Consider the following 13,376-nt stretch of genomic DNA (forward strand, 5'->3'; position numbering starts at 1 on the left):
TCCGCTGGGGGATGGCGGACCGGCCCGGTACTGCGTGGGGAGCCGGGCTCAGCTCAGCGCGGCCTCGGCGGCGGCCAGGAAGGCGTCGTTCTCGGCCGGGGTGCCGATGGTGACCCGGACCCCGTCACCCGGGAACGGCCGGACGATCACGCCCCGAGCCTCACACGCCTTGCCGAACTCCAGCGCCCTGTCGCCCAGCGGCAGCCAGACGAAGTTCGCCTGGCTGGCGGGCACGTCCGGGATCAGCTTGCTCAGCGCCTCGGTGACCCGCTCCCGCTCGGCGATCACCAGCGCGCACCGCCGCTGCATCTCGTCGGCCTGGGCCAGCGCGGCCAGCGCCCCGGCCTGCGCCGCCATGCTGCTGGAGAACGGCGTGACGACCTTGCGTACCGCTGCCGCCACCTGCGGCTGCGCGACCAGGAACCCGATCCGTAGACCGGCCAGACCCCACGCCTTGGACAGGGTGCGCAGCACCGCCACGTTGGGCCGGTCGGCGTAGGTCAGGCCGTCGGGCACCTCCGGGTCGGTGACGAACTCCCGGTACGCCTCGTCGATCACCACCAGCACGTCGTCCGGCACGTCGTCCAGGAAACGGTCCAGTTCGGCGCGGCGGATGGCGGTGCCGGTCGGGTTGTTGGGGTTGCAGACCAGGATCATCCGCGTCCGGTCGGTCACCGCCGCGGCCATCGCCGCCAGGTCGTGCCCGTGCCCGGCGTCGTTGGGCACCTTCACGCTCGTCGCGCCGCTGGTCGCCGCGATGATCGGGTACGCCTCGAACGACCGCCACGCGTAGACCAGCTCGTCACCCGGCAGGCAGGTGGCGCGTACCAGGTGCTCGGCCAGCGCGACCGAGCCGCAGCCGGTGGCGATCCGGTCGGCGTCCACCCCGTACCGGTCGGCGAGCGCCTGGCGCAGCGCCACCACGCCCATGTCCGGGTAGCGGTGCACCCCGGCGGCGGCCTCGGCGACCGCCTCCACCACACCGGGCAGCGGGCCGTACGGCACCTCGTTGCTGGCCAGCTTGATGGCCTCCGGCAGACCCAGTTCGCGAGCCAGGTCGGCCGGGCTGCGGCCGGGCACGTAGTTGGGCAGCGCGTCGAGGTCGGCACGGGTCAGCCGCACTGTCGGCTGGCGTCCGGTGTCGGTCATGGGGCATCTCCGGGTGGGTTGGCGCCGTCGGCGGGGGTACGGGGAACCTTGACCACCACGGTCTGCGCCCGCTTGTCGTGCAGCGCCTGTCGCAGCGGGTGGTCGAAGAGCGGGGAGAGTGCGTCGATCAACTGGAGCAGCAGACCGAGGCCGCAGCAGTACCAGAGCAGGGTGGGCAGACCGAGGGTGTTCCATCGACGCAGCGCGCGGCCGAACCCGAGCGGGGCGTCGGCCTCGACCGGTACCGCCCGGATGCCCATCAGCCGCTTGCCGAAGCTCTGCCCGCTGGCCGCCATCGACGGCACCTCGTACGCCAGCCAGAGCATCGTGGCGATCAGCAGAATCACCACGATCAACGACCCGGTCTGGTCGCCGGCCTGCGGCAGCGGTTCGGTGTTGCGTTCCGGGTTCTGCAGGCGGCGGCCGAACTCGTTGAGCGGCACCGAGACCTCGTCCAGCAGGCGCGCGACGAACCAGCCGTTGACCAGCACGTTGAGCAGGAACACGATGCCGAAGTCGATGAGTCTGGCACCGAGCCGAGCGCCGAAGCCGGCCAGCGGCATACCGTGCGGCCGGGGCTCCGGTGGCCGTCCGGGCCAGGTCGGGTACGGCCAGCCGGGCGGTGGCCCGTGCCGCGGATCGCCGGCCGGCGGCCACTGCTGCCAGCCGGCGGGCGGGGGATGCCCCGGGGGTGGGCCCCCGACCGGTGTGCCCGGCGGGGTGATCTGTGTGCCGGGCGGGGTGGTTGGTGTGCCGGGCGGGGTGGCCGATGTCACCGGCTCGGGTTCCGGTGTCGGTTCGGGCTCGGGCGGGGGCGGGCCTTCGGGTGGGGTGGCGTCGACCGGGATGGGCGCGCCGATCCAGCCCTCGCCGTCCCAGTATCTGCGGGTTTGCGGGTCGGCGGGGTCGACGTACCAGCCGGGTGCCACGCTCACGGCGCGGCCTTGCTGTGCTCGGTCACCTGGCCACCTTAACGACGACGGTCCCGGCGAACTTGTCGTGGAGGCACTGCTGCCAGGGCTTGTCCCACAGCTGCCAGAGGCCGTCGACGTAGCTTCCGCCCGGCACCAGCGACCCGCCCACGAACTGCACGAGGTACCGCTTCCCGGCCATCCGCCGATCAAGGGTCTGGGTCGGGTCGAGCGGAACCACCCGCAGTTTCATCACCCTCTTGCCGAAGGTCTGCCCGGTCCGCTTCATGTACTCGACGTGATACAGCCAGTAGAACCCGAACATCACCACGAACAGCGCGCCCTGGAGGAGCAGCATCGGCAGCATGATCTCCGTGATGAGGTCGCTGGGGTCCGCCAGGCTGCCGTCCGGGTTGGTCTCCGGAGTCACGGAGAGGATCCGGAAAGCGAATGTCAGGAAGAACGGCATGAACAACAGCAGCAGGGCGGCGGAAGACATCGCGACGTCGATCAGGTACGCCAGCAGCCGGTCACCGAAGCTGGCCAGCGGCTGCCCACCCGGCCCCAGCACCGGCGGTGGCGGTCCGCCCGCCCACTTCGGTGGCGGCTGACCAGGCGGCCAGCCCGGTGGCGGCTGACCCGGATGCCAGCCGGGCGGCGGGCCACCGGGGACGCCAGGTGGGGGTGGTGAGCCGGCCCAACCCGCGGGGGGTGGGGCGTACTGGGGCGGGGGGCCGGTGGGCGGCAGGGCGTCACCGGCGACGGGCGGCGGCCCACCGATCGGTGGGCCGCCGCCGGCCGGCGACGTGGGGTGGGGTGAGGGCTGGGTCACGCTCGACAGTGTTACAGGTTGCCGCGCTTCTCCTGCTCGCGCTCGATCGCCTCGAAGAGGGCCTTGAAGTTGCCCTTGCCGAAGCCGAGGGAGCCGTGCCGCTCGATGAGCTCGAAGAAGACGGTCGGGCGGTCCTGCACCGGCTTGGTGAAGATCTGGAGCAGGTAGCCGTCCTCGTCCCGGTCCACCAGGATCTTGCGGGCCTTGAGCTCCTCGATCGGTACGCGTACCTCGCCGATGCGGGCCCGCAGCTCCGGGTCGTCGTAGTACGAGTCCGGGGTGTCCAGGAAGTCGACGCCCGCCGCCCGCATCGCGTCGACGCTGGCCAGGATGTCGTTGGTGGCCACGGCGATGTGCTGCGCGCCCGGGCCCTGGTAGAACTCCAGGTACTCGTCGATCTGCGACTTCTTGCGGGCGATGGCCGGCTCGTTGAGCGGGAACTTCACCTTGCGGGTGCCGTTCGCGACCACCTTGCTCATCAGCGCCGAATAGTCGGTGGCGATGTCGTCACCGACGAACTCGGCCATGTTGGTGAAGCCCATGACCCGCTTGTAGAACTCGACCCACTCGTCCATCCGGCCGAGTTCCACGTTGCCGACCACGTGGTCGACGGCCTGGAAGAAGCGCTTCGGCTGGATGCCGGCGTCGATCATCGGCTGTCGGTCCACGATCGGGCCGCGGGCGACGAAGCCGGGCAGGAACGGCCCGGTGTAGCGGGACCGGTCGATCAGGGTGTGCCGGGTGTCGCCGTACGCGGCGATGGCGGCCATCCGGACGGTGCCGTGCTCGTCGCTGACGTCGTGCGGCTCCAGCAGGCCGGTCGCGCCCTGCGCGGTGGCGTGCGCGTACGCGGCGTCCACGTCCGGCACCTCCAGCGCGATGTCGCTGACACCGTCGCTGTGCTTGGCCACGTGCTCGGCGCCGTCGGCGTCGGGGCGTACCGCGCCGGTGAGCACGAACCGGGCCGAGCCGCTGGTCAGCACGTACTGGGCGTGGTCGCGGTGGCCCTGCTCCGGACCCCGGTACGCCACGCAGGTCATGCCGAAGGCGGTGGAATAGTAGTGCGCGGCCTGCTTGGCGTTGCCGACCAGGAAGTGCACGTGGTCGAGGCCCTTGACCGGGAACGGGTCACGGGCGATGTCGTGGTCGACGGCGCCGACGAGGGCATCGACGTCGACGTCGTCGGTCGACTGGGGTCGGTCGATCGCCTGGGTCATGGTGGCCTCCCTTGCGTACCGGCCGGCCTGCTCGGCCGACTCTGTGCTCGTTCCCCGGACTATCACCGTGACCCCGCTCACTGAGCAACTGTCGGCTCAATCGCTGGTCAGGTTGCACAACAAGTAGGGTGATCAGTCGTGAACCCTGGACAGGATGTACAGCTCGACGCGCTGGATGTCAGCCTGATCGAACTGCTCGCCGCGGAACCGCGGATCGGTGTACTGGAGTGCTCCCGTCGCCTGGGGGTGGCTCGCGGCACCGTCCAGGCGCGGCTCGACAAGCTTGTCGACCGGAAGGTGATCGGCGGATTCGGGCCGGAGGTGTCGCCCGCCGCGATCGGGTTCACGGTGACCAGCTTCGTCACCCTGGAAATCAGTCAACGGCACGGGCACGACCCGGTGGCCAGCCACCTGGCCGGGATTCCCGAGGTGCTGGAGGCACACACCATCACCGGCTCCAGCGACCTGCTCTGCCGGATCGTGGCCCGCTCCAACGCCGACCTGCAACGGGTGATCGACCAGATCGTCGCGTACGAGGGCATCCGCCGCGCCTCCACCATCATCGCCCTGGACGAGCAGATCCCGTACCGCGTCCTGCCCCTCGTCCGCTCCGCCGTCCGGGGCGAAGGAAGGGCACCTTCTTAACGTCTCCGGTAGAGCAGGGGTCCCCTTTTAACACGGATCAGTCGGCGACCAGCGCGTCACCGAGCGGAGTGCGCCGGTAGCGCACGGCCCGACCGGTGCGGATCCGGCTGACCAGCCCGGCCTCCCGCAGGACCGTGAGGTGGTCGCCGACACCGCCGAGGCTGAGCCCGAGTTGAGCGACGAGTTGGCTGGTGGTGGCGGGCAGGGCGAGCGCCCGCAGCACCGCCGCCCGCGAGCGGCCGACCAGCCGATCCAGGGCGTCGTCGGGCCGGGCCGGGTCGGGCGGCCCGAGCAACTCGGCCACCCCGGAGGCCCGGTAGACGATCGCGTACGGCCAGGGCTGCTCGACGTACGCGATCAGGGTGCCGAAGACGGTGGGCACGAAGAGCAGGCCCCGACCGGCCAGCGAGTGGGTGTCGGGGTCGTTGCTGTCGATCTCGATGACGCCGACGTCACCGGGGATCCAGCGCAGCCGGGGATCCAGGTCGGCGACGGCCGCACCCCAGCCGTAGGCGAGCAGGCGACCCGCCCGACGGACCAGGTCGCGCTCCAGGATCGCGCGCAGACGCGGCCAGTCCGGCTCGACAAGCGCCTGCCAGGCCGCCTCGATGGCGTCCGCGATCAGGTCGACCACGTTCGGCGCAGCGTAGATCCGGCGGGCGTACGCCGGTGGGGTGGCCCGGGGCCCGGCGAGGTTGCGGGCCAGCTCGTCGCGGGCCTGCGCCAACGGGGTGGCCCGGACCACGGCCAGTTCGCCGTGGAAGTCCCGGGCCGTGCCGTCCGGCGGAGGCTGGATGAAGTCGGCGTTGTAGCCGCCGCGACGCAGCAGCGCCAGTAGCGCCCCGACCGCCGGCACCTCCCGGCGCAGCCGCTCGTACGCGGGCCGGGTCCGGGCCACCCACGGCCCCAGCCCGTCGGAGGCCCGTTGACCGGCGTGCAGCCGCAACGCGGACACCGTCTCGCCCAGCGGAGAGACGGCGTACCGACTGGCGGCCACGTCGGCCGGGGTGACCTCGATCCGCATGCCGCACCTTTCGCTTGACAGCGAAAGGATAGAGCGGACCGGAGCCTTCGACCAGGCTGATCACCGTGACCGACACGCGTACGCCCACCGCCGAGCGGCCGGCGACCTTCGGCGACGTCTTCGCCGTCGCCGAGTTCCGGGTGATCTTCGGCAGCTTCGGCATCTTCATGATCGGCGAGACGGTGAAGATGCTCGCCCTCTCCGTCCTGGTCTACGAGCGCACCGGCTCCGGCTTGCTGGCCGCGCTGGCGTACGTGACCGGGTTCCTGCCGCACGCGCTCGGCGGGGTGTTCCTGCTGGCCCTGGCGGACCGGATGCCGGCCCGCGCGCTGATCGTCGGGTACGACCTGTTGCGGCTGGCGGTGGTCGTGGTGCTCGCCACCGGCGTGCTGTCGCCGCCGCTGATGCTCGGCCTGGTCGCCGTCGTGGCGCTGTTCGGCCCGGTCAGCAGTGCCGCGCGGACCGCGCTGCTGCCCGAGGTGCTGCACGGCGACGCGTACGTGTTGGGACGGTCGCTGCTCTCGGTGGCCGCCGGGGGCACCCAGGTGGCCGGCTTCGCCGTCGGTGGTCTGCTGCTCGGGCTGGTCGGGCCCTACGGCGCGCTCTGGCTGACCGCGCTGACCTGCGGCCTGTCCGCGCTGCTGGTACGCGTCGGCCTGACCCGCCGGCCCGCCCGGATCCGCACCGCCCCTGCCACCGATGCCGTAAGCACTGGTGCCGTGGGCCCGGCCAGCGGTGCCGGGGGCACAGCCGTGGGGCGCGGCAGGGGTGGCGCCGTTCGGGAGACGCTGCGGGTCAACCGGCAACTGCTCGCCGATCGCCGGATCCGGGGACTGCTGCTCGCCCAGTGGCTGCCCGGCTCGCTGCTCGTCGGTGCCGAAGGCGTGGCGGTGCCGTACGCGGCGCAGTTGGGGCCGGGCGCCAGTGCCGGCGTACTGCTGATGGCCGGTGCGGGCGGGATGCTGGTCGGTGACCTGGTGGTGGGTCGGTTCGTGGCGCCGGCGCGCCGGGAGCGGTGGACGCCCTGGCTCGCGCTGCTGCTCGGCGTACCGATGCTGGCGTTCCTGGCCGGTCCGGGGCTGCTGCCGGCGGCGGCGCTCTTCGCGGTGGCCACCGCGGGCTTCGCCTACCAGCTCGGGCTGGCCCGGCGCTTCCTCGACGCGGTGCCCGAGTTGCGCCGGGGGCAGGCGTTCGGGCTGGTCAACACGGGGATGATGGCGATGCAGGGGCTGGCGGCGGCGAGCGCGGGCGGGCTGAGCGAGTGGCTCGCGCCGGGCGTGGTGATGGCGGTGGCCGGTGCCGCGTCGATCGCCGCGACGCTGACACTGTGGCCGGTGCTGAAGCCTGCCGCTCACCCGCGTTAACAAGGGGCCCTTCTACTACCGGAGGCGTTAATAAGGTGCCCTTCCTTTCACGACACGCGGTGGGGTGCGCGCAGTGGGAGGTGCGGGTGGCTACCGTGTTCCGGTGGCGAAGGGCAGCGGCCTCGGCGTGCGTGGCTGGCTGCTGCTTGGCCTGACCACGGTCGTCGCGCTGGCCGCCACCGGAGTCTGGAATCCGTTTCCTGGCATGTGGGACTGGGTGAACAGGCGGTCGCCCATCTCCGAGCCGGACCTCGTCTGGCAGCAGCGCATCGGTGGCACCCCGCGCAGCGTCACCATCGCCGGGGAGACGGTGGTGGTCGAACAACGCACCCGGGTCGAGGCCCGCAGCCTGGCCACCGGCAGCCAGCTCTGGGAGCGCAAGGCCGACTGGAGCGCGGTGGCCGGCGGCGGTGCCGAAGCCGTGGTCGCCGTCGGTCGCCTGCTGGTCAAAGGGTACGAGGTCCTCGACCCGACCACCGGCGTGACCCGTCGGCGCGACAACGACGCGGTGGCCGTGTGGACCTACCGCAACCTGCTGCTCGACGCGCGTTGCGTGGAGGCGACCGACTGCACCCTGAGCGCCTGGGAGCCGCGCGGGGTCGCCCCGCTGTGGACCGCCTTCCTCCCCGGGGTCAGCAGCGGCCTGCTCGCCGACAACCCGAATCTGCTCGACAGTCGTCGGCTGTCCAGCCCTCGGATCCACGGTGAGGTGGCGGGCCCGGAGACCGTACCGGCGCTGCTCGGCTTCCCGGTCGACGGGCGGGTGCACGTGGTGGACACCGCCACCGGTCGGGTGTTGCAGAACGTGGAACCGGAACGTGACGAGCGGCTCGCGGTGATCGGGGGCCGGCTGCTGCGCATCGTCGCCCGCTCCCAGGACGGCAACTGCTACTTCACCATCTCCGGCCGGGACGCGGCCACCGGCCAGGAGACCTGGCAGCGTTCCGGGCTCAACCTGCGTACCGCCGACAGCGCCGGGTGCGTGCAGCGGGAGGACCCGTACGGCGCCCGCAACGTGCTGGTCGGGGTCGCCCCGGACGGGCGGGAGGCGATCCTCGACGGGTACGACGGGCGGCTGCTGCTGGCCACCGAGAACTCCGAACGGGTGCTCGCCGTGGACGACCGGTACGCGGTGGTGCGCACCGCCGGCCGGGACGGGATCTCCGGCCGGGAACTCAGCTCAGGTCAGGTGCGGTGGAACCGGCCGAGCGGCGAGAAGGCGGGTGCGGCACTGACCCCGTACGCGGCCGTCGTCGCCGACGAGAAGCCGAACCGGCTGGTGGCCCTGGACCCGCGTACCGGCCGGGAACTGGTCGCGCTGCGCACCTCCGCCAACGCGCTGGCGGTCGGCCCGGCCGGCATGGTGATCGGTGAGGGCCGTGAGATCGGGTACATCCGCTTCGGTGCGGCGAGCGGCGACCCGGCCCGTAATGGTGATCCGGGTCGCAACGGCGACGGGAGTGTGCCGGGGCCGGCGGGCAGTCCCGGCGCGCCGGGGCCGCAGGGCAGCTGCGGGCCGAAGAACGAGCTGTGCAGCGACCCTGATTCCGGCAAGTGACGCCGTCCGCCGGGCCGGACGAGGGTGAGCGGCACCACCCCACCCGGTGGGTAGGAGTGATCGAACCTTCTGCCCTAGGCTTTGCCGTCATGGGCGAGCGTCAGCGAGCGAATCACGGGTGTAGTGCGGTGGTGCCCCACGGCGGCACGGAGCGCAGTGGAGTGGCGGCATGAGCACGGAATTCTCGTACGCCCCGCTGTTGCCGACCGGGCCGGACCAGACGGAGTACCGCCTGGTCACCGACGAGGGCGTCGACGTGGTGAACGGCCCGGGTGGTCGCCGATTCCTCACCGTCGACCCGGCCGCGTTGACCGCGTTGACCGCCGAGGCGATGCATGACATCGCCCACTTCCTGCGGCCGGCGCACCTGGCCCAGCTGCGGTCGATCATCGACGACCCGGCGGCCTCGCCGAACGACCGGTTCGTCGCGCTGGACCTGCTGCGCAACGCCAACATCGCCGCCGGCGGAGTGCTGCCGATGTGCCAGGACACCGGCACCGCGATCGTGATGGGCAAGCGTGGCCGGCACGTGCTCACCGACGGCAGCGACGCCGAGGCGATCTCCCGCGGCGTCTGGCAGGCGTACACCCGACTGAACCTGCGCTACTCCCAGCTCGCCCCGCTGACCATGTGGGAGGAGCGCAACACCGGCAGCAACCTGCCCGCGCAGGTGGAGCTGTACGCCGAGGACCCGGACGGGCACCCCGACGCGTACAAGTTCCTGTTCATGGCCAAGGGAGGCGGCTCGGCCAACAAGTCGTACCTCTACCAGGAGACCAAGGCACTGCTGAACCCGACGCGGATGATGCAGTTCCTGGAGGAGAAGCTGCGGCTGATCGGCACCTCGGCCTGCCCGCCGTACCACCTGGCCGTGGTGATCGGCGGCACCAGCGCCGAGTACGCACTGAAGACCGCCAAGTACGCCTCCGCCAAGTACCTCGACGCGCTGCCGACCTCCGGCTCGATGACCGCGCACGGCTTCCGTGACCTGGAGCTGGAGGCGGAGGTGCTGGAGCTGACCCGCAACTTCGGCATCGGCGCGCAGTTCGGTGGACGGTACTTCTGCCACGACGTACGGGTGGTGCGGCTGCCCCGACACGGCGCGTCCTGCCCGGTGGCGATCGCGGTCTCCTGCTCGGCCGACCGGCAGGCGGTTGCCAAGATCACCCCGTCGGGGGTGTGGCTGGAGCGCCTCGAAACCGACCCGGCCCGCTACCTGCCCGAGGTCACCGACACGCAGCTGGACACCACCGAGGTGGTACGCGTCGACCTGAACCGGCCGATGGACGAGATCCGCGCCGAGCTGTCGAAGTACCCGGTCAAGACCCGCCTGTCCCTGACCGGCCCGCTGGTGGTCGCCCGGGACATCGCCCACGCCAAGATCGCCGAGCGGTTGGACGCGGGCGAGCCGATGCCGCAGTACCTGCGCGATCACGCCGTCTACTACGCCGGCCCGGCGAAGACCCCGGAGGGCTACGCCTCCGGCTCCTTCGGCCCGACCACCGCCGGCCGGATGGACGCGTACGTGGAGAAGTTCCAGGCTGCCGGCGGCTCGATGGTGATGCTCGCCAAGGGCAACCGCTCCGCTCAGGTGACCCGCTCCTGCGAGCAGCACGGCGGCTTCTACCTCGGCTCGATCGGCGGCCCGGCGGCCCGGCTCGCCCAGGACTGCATCAAGCACGTCGAGGTCCTGGAGTACGCGGAGCTGGGCATGGAGGCGGTCTGGAAGATCGAGGTGGAGGACTTCCCGGCCTTCATCGTCGTCGACGACAAGGGCAACGACTTCTTCGCCGAGGTCACCAAGCCCGTTCTCACCATCGGCCGCCACTGATCCTGCTGGCCACTTGATCGATTGCAGCGCGACGACGGAGCCCCGACGCAGGTCGGGGCTCCGTGCGCTGGGTTTCAGTAGCGTGTTTCGTACGCTGGCCAGTGGGGGGCTACTGCCGGCGGCGGATGGAAATCACCTCTGATCGAGGAGAGCAACGTACCTCTCCAAACCCTTCGGCACCGCTAAGGTCGGCGTCGGCGCACATCTTCGTAGATGAGGTCCAAGAACGAGGCTTGGCCGCAGCCGAGGTAAGTCCATGATCAGCTCGCTGCTTGGTGCGTCAGACCATCACCCGCAAAAAAACGGCCCCCGAAGGGGCCGTTCCTGCCGTATCTCTCGGCGTCGTATAGAGCCACCATACACGGTCCAGGGAACCAAGAGGGGTGAACGTGGGCACAGTCGCCGCCTACATCGACGGCTTCAACCTGTACTACGGCATGAAGAGCAAGTACGGCCGCAAGCACATGTGGCTCGACGTCGTCGAACTCGTCCGCCAGCTCAGGCCCAAAGACACCGTCGCTTCGGTGCGCTACTTCACGGCCATTGTCAAGAACGAGCCCGCCGCTGCTCAGAACCAGACCAGCTACATCGAAGCCCTGAAGATCAGGAACGGGACAGTGCTCACGGTGCACCTCGGTCGCTTCAAGGAACGCACCATCCGGGACTGTCGGCGTTGCGGCCAGGGCTACATCTGCGGCTGCGGCCGACCTTACAAGAGCTACGAGGAGAAGGGCACCGATGTGGCGCTTGGCGCCATGATGGTTGCTGACGCGGCCCTCCGCGTCGCTGACACCACCCTGTTGATCAGCGCTGACACTGATCTCGCTCCTGCCTTGGCCACCGTCAAGCAGGTCAACCCTGCGCAACTGATCTACCTTGCGATGCCACCCGGGAACACCAGGGCGTCCAGCCACCTCACCAGCATCGGCAACCTGGGACAGTTCTTCATCAGGGAACGAGCCCTCCGCAGCGCTCAACTACCCGGCATCGTGGCCGACCCCGCGACCGGGCGAAGCTACAACCGCCCCAGCAAGTGGATCTAGCTGCCTCCGCTTTCTGCCGCGGCCTGCTGCGAGAGACTCCGGTGCGCGGCAGGATGGTAGGCGTGACGACTGCAGAGACGACGGGTTACCGGATCGAACGCGACTCGATGGGTGAGGTGGAGGTGCCCGCCGATGCGCTGTGGCGGGCCCAGACACAGCGGGCGGTGCAGAACTTCCCGATCTCGGGTCGGGGCATCGAGCCCGCCCAGATCCGGGCGCTGGCCCAGATCAAGGGGGCGGCGGCCGAGGTCAACGGCGATCTGGGGGTGATCGACGCGAACGTGGCCGCGTCGATCGCCGCCGCCGCCGCGCACGTGGCCGACGGCGGGTACGACGACCAGTTCCCGATCGACGTGTTCCAGACCGGCTCCGGCACCTCGTCGAACATGAACACCAACGAGGTGATCGCCACGCTGGCCAGCCGGGAGCTGGGCCGCGACGTGCACCCCAACGACGACGTCAACGCCTCCCAGTCGAGCAACGACGTCTTCCCGTCCTCGATCCACTTGGCCGCCACCGAGGCCGTCGTCCGTGACCTGCTGCCGGCGCTGGACCACCTGGCCGGCGCGCTGGAAGCCAAGGCCACGGAGTTCGAGACGGTGGTCAAGGCGGGGCGTACCCACCTGATGGACGCCACGCCGGTGACCCTGGGGCAGGAGTTCGGCGGGTACGCCGCACAGATCCGCTACGGCATCGAGCGGCTGGACGGGGTGCTGCCCCGGCTGGCCGAGCTGCCGTTGGGCGGTACGGCGGTGGGCACCGGCATCAACACTCCGCTCGGCTTCGCCGCCGCCGTGATCGAGAAGCTGCGCGACTCCACCGGGCTGCCGTTGACCGAGGCGCGCAACCACTTCGAGGCGCAGGGCGCGCGGGACGCGCTGGTGGAGGCGTCGGGTCAGCTGCGTACCGTCGCGGTTGGTCTTTACAAGATCGCCAACGACATCCGGTGGATGGGCTCGGGCCCCCGCGCCGGCCTGCGTGAGCTGCGCATCCCCGACCTGCAGCCCGGCTCGTCGATCATGCCCGGCAAGGTCAACCCGGTGGTCTGCGAGGCGGTCCGGCAGGTCTGCGCGCAGGTGATCGGCAACGACGCCACGGTGGCGTTCGCCGGCTCGCAGGGCGACTTCGAACTCAACGTGATGCTCCCGGTGATGGGCCGCAACCTGCTCGAATCGATCCGGCTGCTGGCCGCGTCGAGCCGCTTGCTCGCCGACCGCTGCGTGGTCGGCCTGGTCGCGGACGCCGAGGTCTGCCTGTCGTACGCCGAAGGCTCGCCGTCGATCGTCACCCCCCTCAACCGCTACCTGGGGTACGACGAGGCCGCCTCGATCGCCAAGGAGGCACTGGCCAAGCAGACCTCGATCCGGGAGGTGGTGATCTCCCGTGGCCATGTCGACTCCGGCAAGCTCACCGAGGTCCAGTTGGACGAGGCCCTGGACCTGCTCCGGATGACCCACCCCTGACCGACGTCACGGCTGCGCCTCGGGGCGCGGTACCCAGGCCAGGAAGCGGGCGAAGAGGGCGGCCGGGGCAGGACCCTCGTCCGGGTCCAGGCGGTAGAGGTCGGCTGCCGCCTCGTGCAGTACGGCGCAGAGGTAGACGCTGAGGGCGATCCGGTCGTGGGCGTACTCGGCGATCAGCGTCAGTCGTGCCGTCGCGCAGGGCCAGGGTGCCGCGCAGGCCCGACACAGCCACAGTGGGCGCAAGGGCAGGTGAGGACGCGTCACCGGTCCCTCGGCGGATGAGGTCGGCATGGCGCAGCCTTCCGGTAGAGCGGACTCGTCACGGCCCCCGGCGATGGG

Annotated in this window: 12 protein-coding genes; 6 read left to right on the top strand and 6 right to left on the bottom strand. The window is 70.9% G+C overall.

The features are described 5' to 3' along the window. Window positions 1–48: 48 nt before the first annotated feature. The 4 genes from hisC to hppD are packed head-to-tail and all read right to left on the bottom strand — an operon-like array spanning window position 49 to window position 4,109. Window positions 49–1,149 carry a histidinol-phosphate transaminase gene (hisC, locus tag Vgi01_RS05165; RefSeq protein ID WP_204290296.1) on the bottom strand — a complete coding sequence of 367 codons (1,101 nt, stop codon included), beginning with the start codon at window positions 1,147–1,149 and terminating at the stop codon, window positions 49–51. Beyond that, entirely contained in the window at window positions 1,146–2,084 is a 939-nt protein-coding gene (locus tag Vgi01_RS05170; protein WP_204290297.1) for an RDD family protein, read from the bottom strand. The genes hisC and Vgi01_RS05170 overlap by 4 nt, the downstream gene beginning before the upstream one ends. A gap of 22 nt (window positions 2,085–2,106) precedes the next feature. Further along, on the bottom strand, window positions 2,107–2,892 hold the full coding sequence (locus Vgi01_RS05175; protein ID WP_239088804.1) for an RDD family protein: 786 nt from the start codon (window positions 2,890–2,892) through the stop codon (window positions 2,107–2,109). Between the two features lie 11 nt (window positions 2,893–2,903). After that, window positions 2,904–4,109: a 4-hydroxyphenylpyruvate dioxygenase gene (hppD, locus tag Vgi01_RS05180; protein WP_102655944.1), complete on the bottom strand. Its 1,206-nt coding sequence runs from the start codon at window positions 4,107–4,109 to the stop codon at window positions 2,904–2,906. A 138-nt stretch (window positions 4,110–4,247) separates the two neighbouring features. Here hppD and Vgi01_RS05185 point away from each other — a divergent pair, with 138 nt between their 5' ends. Continuing rightward, on the top strand, window positions 4,248–4,754 hold the full coding sequence (locus tag Vgi01_RS05185; RefSeq protein WP_204290298.1) for an Lrp/AsnC family transcriptional regulator: 507 nt from the start codon (window positions 4,248–4,250) through the stop codon (window positions 4,752–4,754). A gap of 37 nt (window positions 4,755–4,791) precedes the next feature. Here the strand turns inward: Vgi01_RS05185 and Vgi01_RS05190 are convergent, their stop codons facing one another. Further along, complete coding sequence (locus Vgi01_RS05190; RefSeq protein WP_204290299.1) at window positions 4,792–5,778, bottom strand: ArsR/SmtB family transcription factor; 987 nt, start codon at window positions 5,776–5,778, stop codon at window positions 4,792–4,794. Between the two features lie 65 nt (window positions 5,779–5,843). Here Vgi01_RS05190 and Vgi01_RS05195 point away from each other — a divergent pair, with 65 nt between their 5' ends. The 5 genes from Vgi01_RS05195 to Vgi01_RS05215 all read left to right on the top strand — a co-directional run bounded on the left by Vgi01_RS05195 (window position 5,844) and on the right by Vgi01_RS05215 (window position 13,037). After that, window positions 5,844–7,142: an MFS transporter gene (locus Vgi01_RS05195; protein ID WP_373306867.1), complete on the top strand. Its 1,299-nt coding sequence runs from the start codon at window positions 5,844–5,846 to the stop codon at window positions 7,140–7,142. Between the two features lie 103 nt (window positions 7,143–7,245). Continuing rightward, the gene (locus Vgi01_RS05200; protein WP_204290300.1) at window positions 7,246–8,700 is read left to right on the top strand and encodes an outer membrane protein assembly factor BamB family protein; all 1,455 of its coding nucleotides are present in this window, start codon (window positions 7,246–7,248) and stop codon (window positions 8,698–8,700) included. Between the two features lie 169 nt (window positions 8,701–8,869). Next, window positions 8,870–10,531, top strand: a complete 1,662-nt coding sequence (locus Vgi01_RS05205) for a fumarate hydratase (RefSeq protein ID WP_204290301.1) — start codon at window positions 8,870–8,872, stop codon at window positions 10,529–10,531. 389 nt (window positions 10,532–10,920) lie between these two features. Then, window positions 10,921–11,574: an NYN domain-containing protein gene (locus Vgi01_RS05210; protein WP_204290302.1), complete on the top strand. Its 654-nt coding sequence runs from the start codon at window positions 10,921–10,923 to the stop codon at window positions 11,572–11,574. Window positions 11,575–11,636: 62 nt separating this feature from the next. Continuing rightward, window positions 11,637–13,037: a class II fumarate hydratase gene (locus Vgi01_RS05215; protein ID WP_373306869.1), complete on the top strand. Its 1,401-nt coding sequence runs from the start codon at window positions 11,637–11,639 to the stop codon at window positions 13,035–13,037. A gap of 6 nt (window positions 13,038–13,043) precedes the next feature. Here the strand turns inward: Vgi01_RS05215 and Vgi01_RS05220 are convergent, their stop codons facing one another. Beyond that, on the bottom strand, window positions 13,044–13,328 hold the full coding sequence (locus Vgi01_RS05220) for a hypothetical protein (protein WP_204290303.1): 285 nt from the start codon (window positions 13,326–13,328) through the stop codon (window positions 13,044–13,046). Between the last annotated feature and the right edge of the window lie 48 nt (window positions 13,329–13,376).

The organism is Micromonospora gifhornensis, from assembly GCF_016863515.1.
GTDB classification, from domain to species: Bacteria; Actinomycetota; Actinomycetes; order Mycobacteriales; family Micromonosporaceae; genus Micromonospora; species Micromonospora gifhornensis.